Here is a 19,063-nt window from a genome sequence, read left to right as displayed (position 1 = left end):
TAGAATTTTAAATTTCGAACAGAACTGTTCTAGCCTCTTTTTTATACTGCAAACAGGTAGAGACTTGCTGGGCACTCTTTATTTCGGTATAATAGAAAGTATGAAAGTTTTACTGTATTTAGAAGGAAAATCCGTATTACAAAAATCAGGAATTGGTCGAGCCTTGCAGCATCAAATGCATGCGCTGGATTTGGCTGGGATTCCGTATACGACAGATATTTTAGGAGATTATGATGTGGTGCATATCAATACCTATGGCCCACGGAGTTTCCTTTTGCTCCATGCAGCAAAGCGTCGTGGAAAGAAAGTCATCATGCATGGCCATTCAACCCGTGAGGATTTTGAAAATTCCTTTATCGGGTCTAACTTTTTTGCGCCCTTGTTTGGGAAGTATTTGGCTCACATGTACCAAAAGGCAGACTATGTGATCACGCCATCTGAGTATTCCAAACACCTGATTCAGTCTTATGGGGTGACCACACCGATTATCGCGGTTTCCAATGGAATTGATTTGGAAAAATACAAGAAGGATCCGAAAAAAGAAGAAGTCTTTCGCAAGCATTTTAATATCCAAGAAGGCCAAAAGGTTGTCATCTGTGCAGGGCTTTATTTTAAACGCAAAGGGATTGAAGATTTCGTAGAAGTGGCTCGTCGCATGCCGGATGTGCGCTTTATCTGGCTAGGTTCTATCAACAAATGGATCATTCCGCGTAAGATTCGTCGTATCGTGGAAAAGGATCATCCAAGTAATGTGGAATTCCCTGGCTACTTCAAGGGAGCGGTCTTCCAAGGGGCCATGACGGGTTCAGATGCTTTCTTCTTCCCATCTTATGAAGAAACAGAAGGAATCGTTGTTTTGGAAGCCTTGGCCAGTCATCAGCACACGGTCTTGCGGGATATTCCAGTATACAATGGCTGGATCGACGAGACGTCTTCTGAATTGTGCCATAATGTAGACGAATTTGTGGATTCCTTGAACAAGGTCTTGAACGGACAAGTAGACAAGCGGGAGGCGGGCTACAAGGTCGCTGAAAGTCGTTCGATCGACTTAGTGGCTTATCAATTGGTCGAAGCCTATCAAACAGTTTTGGAGATGTAAGATGCGTGTAGGGTTATTTACAGATACCTATTTCCCGCAAGTTTCGGGAGTGGCGACCAGTATTCGGACGCTCAAAACAGAATTAGAAAAATTGGGTCACACGGTCTTTATCTTTACGACAACGGATAAAGATGTCAACCGCTATGAAGATTGGCAGATCATTCGGATTCCAAGTGTGCCTTTCTTCGCCTTTAAGGACCGCCGCGTTGCATATCGTGGCTTCTCAAAGGCGCTTGCCATTGCCAAGCAATACCAGCTGGATATTATCCATACCCAGACTGAGTTTTCACTGGGCCTTTTGGGAGTGTGGATTGGACGCGAGTTGCGGATTCCAGTCATTCATACCTACCATACCCAGTATGAGGACTATGTCCGCTATATTGCAAGAGGCATGGTCATTCGCCCAAGTATGGTCAAATACATTGTGAGAAGTTATATGAATGATCTGGACGGCGTGATCTGTCCTAGTGAGATCGTCTATGACTTGCTCCAAAAGTACAAGGTCAAGGCAGAAAAACGCATTATTCCGACAGGGATTGATTTGGCCAAGTTTGACCGACCAGAAATCACTCCGACAGAGACAGCAGCCCTTCGTGAAAAATATGAAGTCGCAGAAGATGAAACGCTTTTACTGAGTCTGTCGCGGGTTTCTTATGAAAAGAATATTCAGGCTGTTATTGCGGCTCTTCCTGATGTCCTCAAGGTCAATCCAAAAGTTAAGTTGATCGTGGCTGGAGATGGTCCTTATTTGGATGATTTGAAAAAACAAGCGGCGAAACTGGGGATTTCAGATGCGGTTGTCTTTACAGGGATGATCCCACCAAATGAGACAGCTCTTTACTATAAGGCGGCTGACTTCTTTATTTCAGCTTCAACGAGTGAGACGCAAGGGTTGACTTATTTAGAGAGTATTGCGAGTGGTACCCCGATCATCGCTCATGGCAATCCTTATCTCGATCATGTGATTGATGACCCTATGTTTGGAAAGCTCTTTTATGAAGAGAGTGATCTGGCACAAGCGATTCTTGAAGCGATTGAGGAGATGCCTCCAATCGATGAGACCAAGTGGGCAGAAAAGATTGATGATATTTCTGCAGCAACCTTTGGCCGTCGGGTCTACGAATTTTACTTGGATAAAATCATCTCTAAAGACTTTTCAAATGATTTGAATCCTGAGCAAAGTCGGGTTAAGCGGATGTCTAAGACCATTGTGAAAATCCCGACCAAGGTGATTGCTCTTCCGGTCAATGGATCTGTGAAGATGATGAAGGCTTCGGTCAAACAAGTGAAGAAAATCCGTAAAATCACGCATTTCTTTGATTGAAAATGAAACTTTTTCTTGCAAAATTTTTCAATCGTGCTATAATAACTGACAGAGACATATCAAATCTAGGAAATCTGATAGAGAGCGCGTGGGGCTGGAAATCGCGTAGAGGATAGGTTTGGGACTACTCGTGATTCTTTTATGCAAACATAAAACGGTGGCTACGTTAGAGCCAATCAGAGGTGTCCCTCTTTTTTGAGGAACATAAATGAAGGTGGAACCACGTTGCGACGTCCTTTCGAGGAGGTCGCTTTTTTGATTTCTTCATGAAGACATCAAAAGGAGTGACGATTCCAATGTTCAAAGACACCTCCCACCCATTTAGCTACTAAAAACTTTATAAGGAGAAAATCATGATTAAGATTACTTTCCCAGATGGCGCTGTTCGTGAATTCGAATCTGGCGTTACTACTTTTGAAATTGCCCAATCTATCAGCAATTCTTTGGCTAAAAAAGCTCTTGCTGGTAAATTCAACGGCAAATTGATTGACACAACTCGTGCTATCACTGAAGATGGAAGCATTGAAATCGTGACACCTGATCACGAAGACGCTCTTCCCATCTTGCGTCACTCAGCAGCTCACTTGTTTGCCCAAGCAGCTCGTCGCCTCTTCCCAGATATCCACTTGGGTGTTGGTCCAGCGATTGAAGATGGTTTCTACTACGATACAGACAACCAAGCTGGTCAAATCTCTAACGAAGACCTTCCTCGTATCGAAGAAGAAATGAAGAAAATCGTGAAAGAAAACTTCCCATCTGTTCGTGAAGAAGTGACCAAAGATGAAGCGCGTGAAATCTTCAAAAATGATCCGTACAAATTAGAATTGATCGAAGAACATTCAGAAGACGAAGGTGGGTTGACCATCTACCGTCAAGGTGAATACGTTGACCTTTGCCGTGGACCACACGTCCCATCAACTGGTCGCATCCAAATCTTCCACCTTCTGAACGTTGCTGGTGCTTACTGGCGTGGGAATAGCGACAATGCGATGATGCAACGGATCTATGGTACTGCTTGGTTTGACAAGAAAGACTTGAAGAACTACCTTCAAATGCGTGAAGAAGCTAAGGAACGTGACCACCGTAAACTTGGTAAAGAGCTTGACCTCTTCATGATTTCTCAAGAAGTTGGTCAAGGTCTTCCATTCTGGTTGCCAAATGGTGCGACCATCCGTCGTGAGTTGGAACGCTATATCGTTGATAAAGAAGTAGCAGCAGGCTACCAACACGTCTACACTCCACCAATTGCTTCTGTAGAACTGTATAAAACTTCAGGTCACTGGGATCACTACCGTGAAGACATGTTCCCACCAATGGATATGGGGGATGGAGAAGAGTTTGTTCTTCGTCCAATGAACTGTCCTCACCACATTGAAGTCTACAAACATCATGTGCACTCTTACCGTGAATTGCCAATCCGTATCGCTGAAATCGGTATGATGCACCGTTATGAAAAATCTGGTGCTTTGACTGGTCTTCAACGTGTGCGTGAAATGTCTCTGAATGATGGTCATACTTTTGTGGCTCCAGAACAAATCGAGGAAGAATTCAAGAAGATCCTTCAATTGATCATCGATGTTTATGAAGACTTTAACTTGACAGATTATCGTTTCCGCTTGTCTTACCGTGATCCTGAAGACAAACACAAATACTTTGATAACGATGAAATGTGGGAAAATGCTCAACGCATGTTGAAAGCAGCCGTTGATGATATGGGTGTTGAGTACTATGAAGCTGAAGGAGAAGCAGCCTTCTACGGACCAAAATTGGATATCCAAGTGAAAACAGCTCTTGGTAAAGAAGAAACTCTTTCTACGATCCAATTGGACTTCTTGCTTCCAGAACGCTTTGATCTTCATTACATTGGAGCAGACGGGGAAGAACACCGTCCAGTCATGATCCACCGTGGGGTAATCTCAACCATGGAACGCTTTACTGCGATCTTGATTGAAAACTACAAGGGAGCTTTCCCAACCTGGCTTGCCCCTCACCAAGTAACTCTCATCCCAGTATCGAACGAAAAACACGTGGACTACGCTTGGGAAGTAGCTAAGAAACTTCGTGACCGTGGTGTCCGTGCCGATGTAGACGAACGCAATGAGAAAATGCAGTTCAAGATTCGTGCTTCTCAAACTCAAAAAATTCCTTACCAATTAATCGTTGGTGACAAGGAAATGGAAGAGCAGGCTGTAAACGTTCGCCGTTATGGTCAAAAAGAAACAGAAACCATGCCGGTAGATACATTTGTAGAATTGATTCTTGCAGATATTGCAAATAAATCTCGTGTTGAGAAATAAAACGATCACAGTCTGATAAATATTTTTTAGTAAGAAAAAGCAACAACTATTTCAGTTGTTGATTTTTCTATTTTGTTTAACCTGAGCTAGTAGTGATCGGTCAAATCGCCACAAATAGTATCCTCATCAACAATCCTTTCTATCCATGAACTTTTGGATATAGGATATCCTCCCAAGATTTGCTTCCATGAGTTAGATAAGTTGACTATCCTCAATCCTTGTCTGCTTCATTTTCTTTTACGAGATCGTTTTGTGAATCTTTTTCAGAGAGTTTTTGATCGATATACTTGTCAATGTTTTCGTAAAATTCCTTGGTCGTCTCACTATCTAATTTTGTCGAATTATGTACTTGATTGACTTTCAATTGAACAGATTGAATACCGTAAGAGTCTTGTTTTTGGCGAATGGTTTCTAATTCTTCTTCTGAAATCGGATCTCCAACAACTGTCAAGACCAATTCATTGCTACTTGACTTGTAGACTTGATTAATGATCGTATGATTGGCAAACTCTTTTCCTACAAACTGTTTGATCCCTTCTTTTCGTGCTTGATCCATCGTCAGAGTGACTGCTGAATAGCTGGCTGGAAGAACCAATAATACAATCAAGGAGATCAACCCAATTCTCATTTTCATGTTTAGCTCTTTAAATGAACTTAAGGGAGATTGTCTCATCATAATTCTTGTTCCAACAATATTGATTAGCATGATAAAGACACAGTTGATCAAGAAAAGATAGAGAGCCCCAAATAAAAATCGTACATTTCCATTAGCTAAACCATAGCCTGCAGTGCAGATAGGTGGCATCAGAGCTGTTGCGATAGCTACTCCTGGCACGATATTGTTTGCTTCTTTTTTTCTTGAACCAATGACACCTGCTATCCCACCCGCAATAGCAATGAGAACATCCCAAATGGTTGGAGAGGTTCGTGCAATCAATTCGCTACTTGCATAAGATAAGGGAGAAATCCAGAAATATAGAGTCGAGACAAGCAAACTGACCAATACTTGAGTAAATAAAACCTGTAGAGATTGCTTGATTAAACGCGTATCAAAAATAGCTAAACCAAACCCCAGTCCAATAATCGGTGTCATAAGAGGGGAAATCAGCATGGCTCCAATAATGACAGCTGTTGAATTCATATTTAGACCTATAGAGGCAATAAAAATCGAACACATCAAAATCATTGTATCTCTTAATCGAACATGAAGGTCATCATATAGTTTCTCGCGGAATTCACGTGTTGAATAGTTTCCGGACATTGGTTACTCCTTTTATTTCATATAATCTTGTTTCTGCATGGATGATGGTAGAGAGCCTTCTGTCCAAACTGACATGTTTTTAATTCTTACCTATGATTCTTTTGAACATTATCTTTTAACTATCCATCAGTCCATCCTTGACATTATATCAAAAATTTTACAGTCTTTCTCTGAAGAAATCAATTGATTTAAAAGATAGAGAAAGGAAGTAATTTTTGTATCCTTATCCGAATAAGAAGAAAAACGATATCTCCTCTGAAAATAGATACCGTTTTAATGTTTAAACATGATGAGTTTGTAGTAGCAATCCTAGCTGATATCTCCAACAAATCACGTGTTGAGAAATAATGAACAAAGAAAAGATTGAGATTTCATGATCTCAGCCTTTTTGCTTTGTCTTATTGGAAAGTCCAGCAATTGAGACTCCACATTTCTTCATAAGTTTGATATAATAAGAAGATAGAGATTGATAAGGAAAAGTAGCATTAGAAACGGGTATGTAAGATGAAAAAAATATTAGTAGTTGATGATGAAAAACCAATTTCAGATATTATCAAATTTAACATGGCAAAAGAAGGCTATGAGGTATTGACAGCCTTTGATGGTCGGGAAGCTTTAGAGGTCTTTGCGGCTGAAAATCCGGATATCATTATTCTAGATTTGATGTTGCCAGAGATTGATGGCTTGGAAGTGGCGCGGACGATTCGTAAGACTAGCAATGTGCCGATCATTGTCCTATCTGCTAAGGATACGGAATTTGATAAGGTCATTGGGCTTGAAATCGGGGCGGATGACTATGTAACCAAACCCTTCTCGAATCGGGAATTGCAAGCGCGTGTGAAAGCCTTGTTGCGTCGTTCGGAGTTTGCGGCTGATCCTCAACTTGAAAATGAGGCCGATACGGAAATTGTCATTGGTGATCTTCACATTCTTCCAGATGCTTTCTTGGTTCAAAAAGGCAACAAAGAATTGGACTTGACCCATCGCGAATTTGAATTGCTCTATCACCTTGCGACCCATGTCGGTCAAGTGATGACCCGTGAACACCTTCTTGAGACGGTGTGGGGCTATGATTACTTTGGTGATGTTCGGACAGTGGACGTGACAGTTCGTCGTTTGCGTGAAAAAATCGAGGACACACCGGGACGTCCAGAATATATCTTGACCCGCCGTGGTGTCGGATATTATATGAGAAACAATGATTGATCAACTAAAACAATTTGTAATGTCGTCGAACTTTGTCTTTGTTCTGATTACGGTTGGGTTTATCATTGTGGTAGCCTTGCTTTTGCTAGAAAACCGTAGGGACAATATCAAGCTCAGACAATTAAACGCCAAAATTAAGGATCTGATTGCAGGGGACTATTCCGAAGTGGTCGACATGCAAGGAAGTCCAGAACTGACGGATATGACCAATAGTATCAATGATCTGTCGGAGGTTATTCGCCTGACGCATGAAAACTTGGAACAAGAAACCAAGCGTTTGACCAGTATCCTTTCTTATATGACAGATGGGGTGCTTGCGACCAACAGACGCGGTCAGATCATCATGGTCAATGAAATGGCAGCCAAGCAATTGAATGTTAATCCAGATGAGGTTCTCAATACCAGTATTCTTGATTTGCTTTCGCTTGGAGACGACTATGATCTGCGAAGCTTGATTACTGAAGTACCAGAGTTAACCATCGATTCCCAGGATGAAAATGGGGAGTACTTAAGCCTTCGTGTGCGCTTTGCCTTGATTCGTCGCGAGTCAGGTTTTATCTCTGGTCTGGTAGCTGTCTTGCACGATACGACAGAGCAGGACAAGGAAGAACGGGAACGTCGCCTCTTTGTCTCCAATGTGAGTCATGAACTGCGAACACCTTTGACCAGTGTGAAATCCTATCTGGAAGCCCTAGATGATGGCGCTTTGTCAGAGCCGGTGGCACCAGATTTTGTCAAGGTTTCACTGAATGAAACCAACCGCATGATGCGTATGGTCACAGATCTTTTGAGCTTGTCACGAATCGATAATGAAACTAGTCAGTTGGACATCGAGTTGACCAACTTTACAGCCTTTATTACCTTTATTTTAAACCGGTTTGATAAGATCAAGAGTCAATCGCAAGAAGATACCAAGAAGTATGAACTGATCCGTGAATATCCAATCACCCCGATTTGGGTTGAAATAGATACGGATAAAATGACCCAGGTAATCGACAATATCTTGAACAATGCCATCAAATACTCACCCGATGGTGGGAAAATCAAGGTAGGGATGAAAACAACAGATGCCCAGTTGATTATCTCTATCTCAGATGAGGGCTTGGGAATTCCCAAGAAAGACTTGCCACGCATTTTTGATCGCTTTTACCGAGTGGATAAGGCGCGTAGCCGGGCCCAAGGTGGGACTGGTCTGGGCTTAGCCATTGCTAAGGAGATCATTAAGCAACACAAAGGCTTTATTTGGGCCAAGAGTGAATATGGTAAGGGATCTACCTTTACCATTGTCTTGCCGTACGACAAAGATGCGATTAAAGACGACTGGGATACAGAAGAGGAAGAATAAGGAGTCAATGACAGAAGAGGGATTTAAGTACAGTATTTTAGCTTCAGGTTCTAGTGGAAATTCTTTCTACCTTGAGACACCAAAGAAAAAACTGCTCATTGATGCAGGTCTCTCAGGGAAAAAGATTACGGGACTATTGGCTGAAATTGATCGCAAACCAGAAGATTTAGATGCCATTCTGATTACGCACGAACACTCAGACCATATCCATGGTGTGGGTGTTTTAGCGAGGAAATATGGTATGGATCTATATGCTAATGAAGCCACTTGGAAGGCTATGGAAGGGACCAAGTATCTAGGAAAGGTCGATGATGCTCAAAAGCATATCTTTGAAATGGGCAAGACCATGACTTTCGGAGATATTGATATTGAGAGCTTTGGCGTTAGTCACGATGCTGCAGCCCCTCAATTTTATCGCTTGATGAAGGATGGGAAGAGCTTTGTCATGCTGACGGATACGGGCTATGTGAGCGATCGCTTGGCAGGTATTGTCGCGGATGCGGATGGCTATCTGATTGAGTCCAACCATGATGTAGAGATCCTTCGAGCAGGTTCGTATGCTTGGCGCTTGAAGCAGCGGATCTTGTCTGATTTAGGCCACCTTTCTAACGAAGACGGTGCGGATGCCATGATCCGAACCTTGGGGAATCGCACCAAGAAGATTTATTTGGGACATTTGTCAAAAGAGAACAATATCAAAGAATTGGCCCATATGACCATGGAGAATCAACTGGCCAGAGCAGATCTAGCAGTCGGTCATGATTTTGAGGTGCTGGATACCTCACCAGACACCGCGACTCCTTTGACGAAGATATAAGATAGAGAACCACCTACGGGTGGTTTTTTGATTTCTGATTAAAATCCTTTCATTTAGTGATGAATTTGCTCTTTGCCCTAAATTTGTGTATGATAAGAAAGAGCGAATTCTGAATGAGAGTCACGTTTTGTACAATCAAAGAAGAGGAGAAATGAAAAATGAAAAAGATGATGTTATTACTGGCAAGTTTAGTTGCTTTAACAGCTTGTAGTCAGTCTAAGCAAGATACGAAAGAGTCAACCTCCACTCAAACGGCGAAGGAAACAAAAGTATCAGAGTCTTCTAAAAAAGAAAAAGAATTGAAATTTGTGGTGGCCCCTCAAAATGAAGGAAAGACGTCTGATCTTATTGAGTTAGGGAAGAAATTGGTTAAAGAACATCCTGAAGTTGGTAGCGAGGGGAATATGGCGATCTATTTTACCGGGGCTGTTTCAGATGGCAGGGCGGCACTCATGCTGGTCAATAAGACAGATGTAGATATCAAGAAAGATTTGAACTTTTCAATTACCTGGTCTTATGATGGAAAGGCTATTTTTGAGAATCAAAAGGTTAGCTATTTTATCAAGGATAGTGGGGAATTACCTTCTCATACAGCAACTATAATATTATTGCCATTAAATGAGGAACAACAGAATATTGTGGATGGAATGTCAGATCCATCTAAGATGAAGCTTCTAATGTCAGATGTGAACACTGTAGAGTGATTATGAAACAAGAAACATACAAAGGAGAAGTAAATGCGCCTTGTTTATCTTACGATTGGTTTTATATCATTGGGACTAGGAATTATTGGGATTCCATTGCCAATTTTACCGACGACTCCCTTTTTATTGCTATCGATGGCCTGCTTTGCTAAAAGTTCCAAACGCTTTGAAACTTGGCTCTACCAAACCAAGCTTTATCAAACCTATGTAGCGGATTACCGAGAGACCAAATCGATTGTCAAAGAACGGAAGAAATGGATCCTTCTTCAGATCTACATTCTGATGGGGATTTCGATCTATCTGGCACCGATTATTTGGGTGAAGCTTGCTCTAGGGGCTTTGACGATTTTTATCACCTATTATCTCTTAAAAGTGATCCCTAATAAGCCTGAAAATCCAACAGAAGAAAATCCTGATTAAAATTGGAGAATTCAGGCCCTAGAACTAGGAAAAGAAGTGCATTCGTGCTTCTTTTTTGTATAAAAATAAAAACCCTTGTGTATCAAGAGCTTTCGTGTAATGAATACGTTTTTGACTACGCTTCGGGAAATTTTAATAAGCGATCTACTTTAGGATTTTTAGTTTTCTATAAAAGGATCAACTCTTAAATATGATTAAAGTATATTTAAGAGTTGATCCATCTTTTATTAAATATCTCTTATTGTGATATGTATCTATTATATCATTGTTCTAACTCAGTTATCTTTTCTAACATTTCTTGTATATCCTTTTGCGTCTTGAAAGGATTATTTTTTATTTTCTTAACAAAGAGAATGAGTGTGATAATCAAAAAAATACAAGCGATAACAGGGTTGATGGTAAAGTATAAAAGGCTACAAAATGCAGATAATCCTACAGGAAAATACCAAGAAGAAGCTGGATATACCTTTGCCCCTCTATATGTATAAAGACCACGATTTGTTCGTTGGTAATTTATATTTCCTTTTTTAACACTGCTGAAAGCATCCACAGTAGTTTTGTTATATACCTTATTGTATATTGCACGTTTAGGATCTTTAATAAGGCCTGTCCCTTTTTGGCCGTATGTTGGAATGATTGCTCGTTTAACCTGTCTCTTTAATTTCGATGTTGTCCGAGCTTTTAAACTCTTTGAAAGACTGGGTTTTCTAACTCCTATTTTCATAGTAATACTCCTTATTATTATTTCAATCCCAAACTTTTTTGTTTTAATTATATCAAATAACGAAAGGGAATGAAATAATAACGAGGTAAAGAAATAAAATTCACTATAAGAAGTGGGTATTAAGTTGGTAAGATATAGAAATGCGCCAGTTGAAGAAAGTTAAAATTCATGGAGTAAATTTACAAAACGTGGTATTCAACTTATTGGATCGATATCCAAACACACCTAAAACATAGTGAATCAACTAACCGTATCTAATGGATATCTAATGGTAATCGTATTAAAATTTTGGTATACTTAAGAGTATGAATTTATTAGAAAGTAGGCTTCCCATGGAGAAATTACAAGCCCTGTTATCGGAACGGTTTCAGATCGTTTTTTCAGATAGCAGTTTATTAGATACAGCTTTTACGCACACCTCTTATGCCAATGAGCACCGCCTCTTAAAAATTTCACATAACGAACGTTTGGAATTTTTAGGAGACGCTGTTCTTCAATTAGTTATTTCCGAATATTTGTATAAGGAACACCCAAACAGACCGGAGGGAGATTTGTCCAAATTCCGTTCCATGATTGTCCGTGAAGAAAGTCTGGCTGGTTTTTCTCGGGATTGCCAATTTGACCATTACATCAAACTAGGCAAGGGCGAAGAAAAATCTGGTGGTCGGGACCGCGATACGATTCTTGGCGATTTATTTGAAGCCTTTTTAGGTGCCTTGCTCTTAGATCAAGGTGTGGAAGCGGTCAAACGCTTCATCTATCAGGTCATGATTCCTAAGGTTGAAACGGGTCAATTCTCCCAAGTTATTGACTACAAGACTCGTTTGCAAGAACTGTTGCAGGTTCACGGAGATGTGGAGATCCAGTATCAAGTGGTCAGCGAGTCCGGTCCTGCTCATGCCAAAGAGTTTGAAGTAGAAGTATTCGTGAACGGTCAAACGATGGGACATGGTCATGGTCGTTCCAAGAAATTAGCGGAGCAGGAAGCAGCCCGCAATGCAGTTGAAACGAGGAATGATGGGCCATGTATCTAAAAGAGATTGAAATCCAAGGCTTTAAATCCTTTGCGGATAAGACAAAAGTCGTATTTGACAAAGGGGTCACTGCCGTTGTAGGGCCTAATGGATCTGGAAAATCAAATATCACGGAGAGCTTGCGCTGGGCCCTAGGGGAATCCAGTGTCAAGAGTCTACGTGGGGGCAAGATGCCCGATGTCATCTTTGCAGGGACAGAATCGCGTAAACCGCTGAATTATGCCTGTGTCACAGTTGTCTTAGATAACCAAGATGGTTTTATCCAACAGGCAGGGAAAGAAATTCGGGTCGAACGGCATATTTATCGTTCAGGAGACAGCGAGTACAAGATCGATGGCAAGAAAGTACGTCTCAGAGATGTTCATGATTTGTTCATGGATACGGGATTGGGACGTGACTCCTTCTCTATTATTTCCCAAGGACGGGTAGAGGAGATCTTTAACTCCAAACCGGAAGAACGCCGGGCTATCTTTGAAGAAGCTGCTGGTGTCTTGAAATTTAAGACGCGGCGCAAGGAAACCGAGACCAAACTCAACCAAACCCAGGAGAATTTGGACCGTCTGGAGGATATCCTCTATGAATTAGAAGGACAAATCCAACCTCTTGAAAAGCAAGCGACTGTCGCTCGCCGTTTCTTGGAATTAGACCAAGAACGGCAGGTTCTCTTGCTGGATGTTTTAGTTGCTCAAGTCGATCTGACAAAGGACCTTTATGAAAAGGCTGATCAAGAAGAAAAGGCCATTCAAGAACAGTTGGCTTCTTATTACCAACGTCGTCAGGTCTTAGAAGAAGATAATGTACGTATCAAGAAAGCCCGCCATCAGTTGGATGAGAGCTTAGCTGAGGACCAGGCCAGCTTACTTGAGGTTACTCGTTTGATCAGTGATTTGGAAAAGCAAATCGAAGTAGCTAAGTTGCAATCGAGTCAAGCAGCCCATAGTCGCAGGGAAAATCTTGAGCGGCTGGATGCTGTTTTGGCCCGTCTGGAAGAAGCGAAACAAGAGCTGGCTCAAAAACAAGAGACGCTAGCTGTGCTTCAACAAAGGCTGACAGAGAACCGTCAGCAACAAGAAGAGTTGGAAAAAGAATTAGCCAACTACGAAGAAGATCCGGAACAAGTCATTGAGCATCTACGTGAGCAGTATGTCGCTCTCTTGCAGACGGAGGCTGAAAAATCAAATGAGCGGACAGCTATTGAGAGCCGGATCCAAGCACTCCTGCAAGAATCTAGCCATCGTCAAGAGGATTTGGCCAAGGCACAATCCAATTTTGAAGCTGCCAAGGAAAAAGAAGTCCGACAATTGGAAGAGTTGGATCAGGCACAAGCGACGGTCAAAGGTTTACTAGTAGAATACCAAGATCAATTGGTAAAAGTGGAGCAAGCCAAAGCTGCCTACCAAGAGGCTCAAACGGCCATGTTTGACTTGATGGATGAGAGCAAAAACAAACGGGCGCGGATCAATAGCTTGGAAGCCATTCAGAAGAACCATAGTAACTTCTATGCAGGCGTCAAGAGCGTTTTGCAAGAAGCAGAACGGTTAGGAGGCATCTGTGGGGCTGTTAGTGAGAATTTGAGCTTCTCAAAAGACTACCAGACGGCGCTTGAAATTGCTCTGGGAGCAAGCAGCCAACAGATCATTGTCGAGGATGAAAAGGCCGCAACGCGAGCGATCGATTTCTTGAAACACAATCGCTTGGGACGGGCAACTTTCCTTCCGCTAACGACCATCAAAGCCCGTCAACTATCTCCTCGGAATTTGGAATTGATTCAAGCCAGTGCAGGATTTCTAGGAATTGCGAGTGACTTAGTGACCTATGAGCATCGTTTTGAACAGATTTTCCAAAACTTGCTTGGCGTAACGGCCATCTTTGACACGACGGAGCATGCGCGTGAGGCAGCTCGTAAAGTCAACTATCAAGTTCGGATGGTGACCTTGGATGGGACCGAATTGCGGACCGGAGGATCGTATGCCGGTGGTGCCAATCGCTCCCAAAATACGGTCTTTGTCAAACCAGAATTGGATAGTTTGAAGCAGGAAATGCAAGCTCTGGATGCTCGTTTGAGAGAAGCTGAGCAGGAGGTAGAGACCAAGGACAATCTGCTCAAGCAGGCGCAAGAATACCTGGCCTCTATTCAAAGTCAAGGTGAGCAAGTGCGTCTGGAGCAACAGCGGGCCCAATTGGCCTACCAACAAAGCCAAGAGCAACTGAAAGAAATTCAGGAACTCTTAGAAGCTTTGAAGTCAGAATTGGCAACAGATGCGACCCAGTCTCTCCAAGAAGAGCAGGAGTCCCTTACTAAGCAATTGGCAGAAATTGAGATTCAAAAAGAAAACTTGAATCGCGATATTGAAACCATGAAGTCGGATAAAGATGTTCTGCAACAAAAGGTACAAAACTTGCAAGAGCAATTGGCAGAATTGCGACTTCAACAGACGGAATGGTTGAGCCAACAAAGCTACGAGCAAACAGATGCTCGTCGCTTGGAAGAAACGATCTCCCAGTTGGAAGTAGAAGAGCATCAGTTGCAATTGCTGATTGAACAAGGCGAGGCTCAAGTTCAAACAGTAGATGTGGAGCAGCTAGCCAATCAATTGACGCAGGCCCAAGCCAAGAAAACGGACTTGGAACAAGGAGTCATTCGGAAACGTTTTGAGCTGGATGATTTGGAAGGCCAGGCCGAAGATGTGGCAGAACAGATGGAACAAGCTCGCAAGAAAAACGAAGAGTGGATTCGTCAACAAGCCAAGGCTGAAGCGACACGTGAAAAGCATGCAGACCGCTTGAACAAGCTCTTAACGCAAATTACCGATGAATTCATGCAAAGCTTTGACCAAGCCAAAGAGCAGGCTAAACCTGTTGAAAACCTTGCAGCAGCTGAAAACCAGCTCAAGAGCATCGAAAAAGACATTAAGGCACTTGGTCCGGTCAATGTGGATGCGATCGAGCAGTACGATGAGGTGAAGGGGCGCTTTGATTTCCTATCAAGTCAGCGTGAGGATGTCTTGGCTGCGAAAAACATGCTTCTGTCTACCATCAACGACATGAATGACGAAGTCAAGGAACGCTTTAAATCAACTTTTGAAGCCATTCGTGAATCCTTCAAAGTCACTTTCCGTCAAATGTTTGGTGGGGGTTCTGCTGATTTGATTCTGACAGAGCCAGATCTTCTGACAGCTGGTGTTGAGATTTCTGTGCAGCCACCTGGTAAAAAGATCCAATCCTTAAACCTCATGAGTGGTGGAGAAAAGGCCTTGTCTGCCTTGGCTCTCTTGTTCTCGATTATTCGTGTCAAGACTATTCCATTTGTCATTCTGGATGAGGTAGAGGCTGCCTTAGATGAGGCCAATGTCAAGCGCTTTGGGGATTATTTGAACCGCTTTGATAAGGAAAGCCAATTTATTGTCGTGACGCACCGGAAGGGAACCATGTCGGCTGCTGATTCCATCTATGGTGTGACCATGCAGGAATCTGGGGTTTCTAAAATCGTCTCAGTAAAATTGAAAGACTTAGAAAATGAAGAATAATGATATTAAATTGATCGCTACGGATATGGATGGAACCTTTCTAAATGACCAACATCAGTACGATCAAGAGCTTTTACGCAAGGTATTAGCAAGCTGCAAAGAAAAAGGCATTTATTTTGCTGCTGCAAGTGGCCGTGCCCTTCTTTCTCTCAAATCCCTCTTTAAAGAATTTGAGGACCAGATGATTTTCATTGCTGAAAATGGTAGTGTGGTAGAATTTCATGGAGAAGATCTCTACGAAGCGACCATGTCCAAAGACTTTTATTTGAGTGTTTTTGAGGCTTTGAAAGCTTCCCCTTATGCAGATCCGAATAAGCTTCTTTTGACGGGGAAAAAAGGGAGCTATGTCTTAGAAACAGTAGATCCCGACTATCTGGCCTTGAGTCAGCACTACAATGAAAACATTCAAAAAGTGAAAAGCCTAGCGGATATTCAGGATGAAATTTTCAAATTGACCACCAACTTTGATGCAGCTCTTGTACTTGAAGGTGAGCAATGGGTCACTGAGAATATCCCCGGTGTCAAAGCGATGACGACAGGTTTTGAATCGATTGATATTGTCCTCGATTATGTCGATAAGGGAGTGGCCATTATCGCCTTAGCGGATAAACTAGGGATCTCGATGGATCAGGTGATGGCTTTCGGGGATAACTTAAATGACCTCCATATGATGCAAGTCGTGGGCCATCCTGTAGCGCCAGAAAATGCACGTCCTGAAATCTTAGCGATTGCTGAAACAGTCATCGGCCACCATGCGACGGGTTCTGTCCTACGCTACATGGAGGAAATTGTATGAGTCAGATTTCCTTGATTGCGCTGGATTTAGATGGGACCCTTCTCAATTCTGAAAAAAAGATTTCCCCTCGCAATAGAGCAGCCCTCGTTGCTGCACAGGCCCAAGGTGTCAAGGTGGTTCTAACCACTGGTCGCCCCTTGAAAGCCATGGATTTTCTTTTAGAAGAATTGGGAACAGCAGGCCTTAAAGAAGAGTATACGATTACCTTCAACGGTGGTCTAGTGCAGCGAAATAATGGAGAAATCCTCTCAAAAGTTGTCTTGGCACCAGAAGATGTCACAACCATTCATGATGAAACAGCCCGTCTAGGCCTTCCGCTGGATGCCATTAGTGAGGGAACGGTTTATGAGATTCATGCAGATCGAAAGTCTCTCTATTCCCTTTACAATCCCTACCTGAACTTTATTGAGACAGATTTTAAAGACCTGCCATCCACGATTTCCTACAACAAGTGTGTGACAGCCGTCGATCAAGACTTTTTAGATGCAACTATCAAGCAGATCAAGCCGGAGTTATTTCAAGACTATGAAATTTTTAAATCTCGGGAAATGTTGCTGGAATGGTGCCCTAAAAATGTTCACAAGGCAACAGGTTTAGAGGCACTGGCTTCTATTTTGGGTCTTGAGGCAGATCAAGTCATGGCCTGTGGAGATGAAGCCAATGACCTGTCTATGATACAATGGGCTGGACTGGGGGTTGCCATGGGCAATGCGATTCCAGCAGTGAAGGAAGTTGCAGCGCTTGTGGCCCCTGTGACCAATGACCAAGATGCCGTCGCATGGGCGATTGAAAATTATGTGCTAAAGGAGAGTGAATAAATGGGATTATTTGATCGTTTATTTGGAAAAAAAGAAGAAACTGAAAAAGTGCTTCCGTCTTCGGAAGAAGTGACGGACAGTACGGAGGTTGAAGAAACTGTCAAAGAGGAGCCGACGGCTATCCAAAATGACAAGGAAGAGCAAAAAATCGCTGATATGGAGGCTTACTACCAAGAGCTCAAAGCGCGAATTGCAGCCACTCATCAACCTGTTTCAACCGTTGCTCAAGAAGAGCCGGCAGAGGAACCTCTTGTAGAAGAAAAAGTGACATCAGAGACTCATGAAGACCAAGTACCAGTAGAGGAGTCTCCAGTTGTCTTTGAACCTGCTCAAACAGAAGCAAGTCCTGAAGAAGTTTCACCACTAGCTGATGACACGGAGACTGAGCCTCTTGAAGAAGTGGAAGAAACTGAAAATGGTGAGGAAGCAGATGGGGCTAGTGCTTCAGAAATGAAAGAAGAGCCACCGATTGCCTTTCCATCATCTGACGCTGAGCTAGTAGAAGGGAGCACGACAGAAGAGGAGTCTCCAGAACTAGTAGAAGCTCAGGATGAGGTTTCAGAACCTGAAGTATCAGAAGCGATTGCTCAAGTGGAGGAAACTTCAGAAGTGGCAGAAGCCGAGTCCAGAATTCCTCAAGGAGAAGCTGCATCAACCGTTGAGGAAAGAACTGTTGAAGAGGCAGAGGAGCCAATTCCAGATGAGGTTGAGCCAGAGCAAGAAAACATTCAGGAAAAATACGATCGTAGCTTGAAAAAGACACGGACTGGATTTGGAGCACGCCTCAATGCCTTCTTTGCCAATTTCCGTTCAGTCGATGAAGAATTCTTTGAAGAATTGGAAGAACTCTTGATCATGAGTGACGTTGGGGTTCAAGTGGCCTCTAATTTAACCGAAGAGTTGCGCTATGAAGCACGTTTGGAAAATGCCAAAAAGCCAGATGCTCTCAAGCGCGTGATCATCGAAAAATTGGTGGACTTGTATGAAAAGGATGGCCAATTTAATGAAGACATTCGTTTTCAAGACGGTCTTACGGTCATGCTCTTTGTTGGGGTCAATGGAGTTGGTAAAACAACCTCTATCGGGAAGTTAGCCCACCGCTACAAACAAGAAGGCAAGAAAGTCATGTTGGTTGCAGCAGATACTTTCCGTGCAGGAGCAGTAGCTCAACTGGCAGAATGGGGACGCCGCGTAGATGTTCCAGTTGTAACAGGTCCTGAAAAATCAGATCCTGCTAGCGTCGTCTTTGATGGAATGGAACGTGCGATCGCTGAAAACATCGATGTTCTGATGATTGATACGGCGGGTCGTCTGCAAAACAAGGACAACCTCATGGCGGAGCTGGAAAAAATCGGTCGCATTATCAAGCGTGTGGTACCTGATGCACCGCATGAAACCTTGCTAGCCCTCGATGCATCAACTGGTCAAAATGCCTTGGTGCAAGCTAAAGAATTTTCAAAAATTACGCCTGTGACAGGAATTGTATTGACCAAGATAGATGGAACGGCTCGAGGTGGGGTCGTCCTTGCGATCCGTGAAGAGTTGGACATCCCAGTGAAGTTGATTGGATTCGGAGAAAAGATTGATGACATCGGACCATTCCACTCAGAAAACTTCATGAGAGGCCTCTTGGAAGGCTTGATTTAAGAGTCAAATAGAAAAAGACAAATTGTTGGAAGGACAATTTGTCT

Annotated in this window: 15 protein-coding genes; 13 read left to right on the top strand and 2 right to left on the bottom strand. The window is 42.7% G+C overall.

What is annotated here, in order from left to right; genetic code table 11:
- Positions 1 to 100 precede the first annotated feature (100 nt).
- The 3 genes from LPB220_RS07910 to thrS all read left to right on the top strand — a co-directional run bounded on the left by LPB220_RS07910 (position 101) and on the right by thrS (position 4,720).
- Complete coding sequence (locus LPB220_RS07910; protein ID WP_003008161.1) at positions 101 to 1,099, top strand: glycosyltransferase family 4 protein; 999 nt, start codon at positions 101 to 103, stop codon at positions 1,097 to 1,099.
- A gap of 1 nt (position 1,100) precedes the next feature.
- Positions 1,101 to 2,423 carry a glycosyltransferase family 4 protein gene (locus tag LPB220_RS07905; protein WP_021153617.1) on the top strand — a complete coding sequence of 441 codons (1,323 nt, stop codon included), beginning with the start codon at positions 1,101 to 1,103 and terminating at the stop codon, positions 2,421 to 2,423.
- A 353-nt stretch (positions 2,424 to 2,776) separates the two neighbouring features.
- The gene (gene thrS / locus LPB220_RS07900; protein ID WP_150906396.1) at positions 2,777 to 4,720 is read left to right on the top strand and encodes a threonine--tRNA ligase; all 1,944 of its coding nucleotides are present in this window, start codon (positions 2,777 to 2,779) and stop codon (positions 4,718 to 4,720) included.
- Between the two features lie 211 nt (positions 4,721 to 4,931).
- On the opposite strand, the gene LPB220_RS07895 is transcribed toward thrS, so the two are convergent.
- Positions 4,932 to 5,981 (bottom strand): DUF389 domain-containing protein, encoded by a 1,050-nt coding sequence (locus tag LPB220_RS07895; RefSeq protein ID WP_150906395.1) that lies wholly within the window; start codon positions 5,979 to 5,981, stop codon positions 4,932 to 4,934.
- Positions 5,982 to 6,485: 504 nt separating this feature from the next.
- On the opposite strand from LPB220_RS07895, the gene yycF reads away from it, so the two are divergent.
- The 5 genes from yycF to LPB220_RS07870 all read left to right on the top strand — a co-directional run bounded on the left by yycF (position 6,486) and on the right by LPB220_RS07870 (position 10,473).
- A complete protein-coding gene (yycF, locus tag LPB220_RS07890; protein WP_003008151.1) occupies positions 6,486 to 7,187 on the top strand; it encodes a response regulator YycF in 702 nt (233 codons plus the stop codon).
- The gene (gene vicK / locus LPB220_RS07885; RefSeq protein ID WP_061591303.1) at positions 7,180 to 8,532 is read left to right on the top strand and encodes a cell wall metabolism sensor histidine kinase VicK; all 1,353 of its coding nucleotides are present in this window, start codon (positions 7,180 to 7,182) and stop codon (positions 8,530 to 8,532) included. Before yycF ends, vicK begins: the two co-directional genes overlap by 8 nt.
- Before the next feature lie 7 nt (positions 8,533 to 8,539).
- A complete protein-coding gene (locus LPB220_RS07880) occupies positions 8,540 to 9,349 on the top strand; it encodes an MBL fold metallo-hydrolase (protein ID WP_150906394.1) in 810 nt (269 codons plus the stop codon).
- A gap of 158 nt (positions 9,350 to 9,507) precedes the next feature.
- Positions 9,508 to 10,053 carry a hypothetical protein gene (locus LPB220_RS07875; RefSeq protein WP_049497366.1) on the top strand — a complete coding sequence of 182 codons (546 nt, stop codon included), beginning with the start codon at positions 9,508 to 9,510 and terminating at the stop codon, positions 10,051 to 10,053.
- 33 nt (positions 10,054 to 10,086) lie between these two features.
- Complete coding sequence (locus tag LPB220_RS07870) at positions 10,087 to 10,473, top strand: YbaN family protein (RefSeq protein WP_150906393.1); 387 nt, start codon at positions 10,087 to 10,089, stop codon at positions 10,471 to 10,473.
- 262 nt (positions 10,474 to 10,735) lie between these two features.
- Here LPB220_RS07870 and LPB220_RS10810 read toward each other — a convergent pair whose 3' ends face one another.
- On the bottom strand, positions 10,736 to 11,197 hold the full coding sequence (locus tag LPB220_RS10810) for a hypothetical protein (protein WP_024054733.1): 462 nt from the start codon (positions 11,195 to 11,197) through the stop codon (positions 10,736 to 10,738).
- Positions 11,198 to 11,529: 332 nt separating this feature from the next.
- On the opposite strand from LPB220_RS10810, the gene rnc reads away from it, so the two are divergent.
- The 5 genes from rnc to ftsY are packed head-to-tail and all read left to right on the top strand — an operon-like array spanning position 11,530 to position 19,019.
- On the top strand, positions 11,530 to 12,231 hold the full coding sequence (gene rnc, locus LPB220_RS07860) for a ribonuclease III (protein WP_031573937.1): 702 nt from the start codon (positions 11,530 to 11,532) through the stop codon (positions 12,229 to 12,231).
- Positions 12,222 to 15,758, top strand: a complete 3,537-nt coding sequence (gene smc, locus LPB220_RS07855) for a chromosome segregation protein SMC (protein WP_150906392.1) — start codon at positions 12,222 to 12,224, stop codon at positions 15,756 to 15,758. Before rnc ends, smc begins: the two co-directional genes overlap by 10 nt.
- A complete protein-coding gene (locus LPB220_RS07850; RefSeq protein ID WP_150906391.1) occupies positions 15,748 to 16,554 on the top strand; it encodes a Cof-type HAD-IIB family hydrolase in 807 nt (268 codons plus the stop codon). The genes smc and LPB220_RS07850 overlap by 11 nt, the downstream gene beginning before the upstream one ends.
- Positions 16,551 to 17,372 carry a Cof-type HAD-IIB family hydrolase gene (locus LPB220_RS07845; RefSeq protein WP_150906390.1) on the top strand — a complete coding sequence of 274 codons (822 nt, stop codon included), beginning with the start codon at positions 16,551 to 16,553 and terminating at the stop codon, positions 17,370 to 17,372. The genes LPB220_RS07850 and LPB220_RS07845 overlap by 4 nt, the downstream gene beginning before the upstream one ends.
- On the top strand, positions 17,373 to 19,019 hold the full coding sequence (ftsY, locus tag LPB220_RS07840; protein WP_150906389.1) for a signal recognition particle-docking protein FtsY: 1,647 nt from the start codon (positions 17,373 to 17,375) through the stop codon (positions 19,017 to 19,019).
- The last annotated feature ends 44 nt before the right edge of the window (positions 19,020 to 19,063 follow it).

The organism is Streptococcus sp. LPB0220, assembly GCF_008727815.1.
GTDB lineage: Bacteria > Bacillota > Bacilli > Lactobacillales > Streptococcaceae > Streptococcus.
Note: the sequence above shows the minus strand (reverse complement) of the source record. Positions and strands in the feature narration are given on the sequence as shown.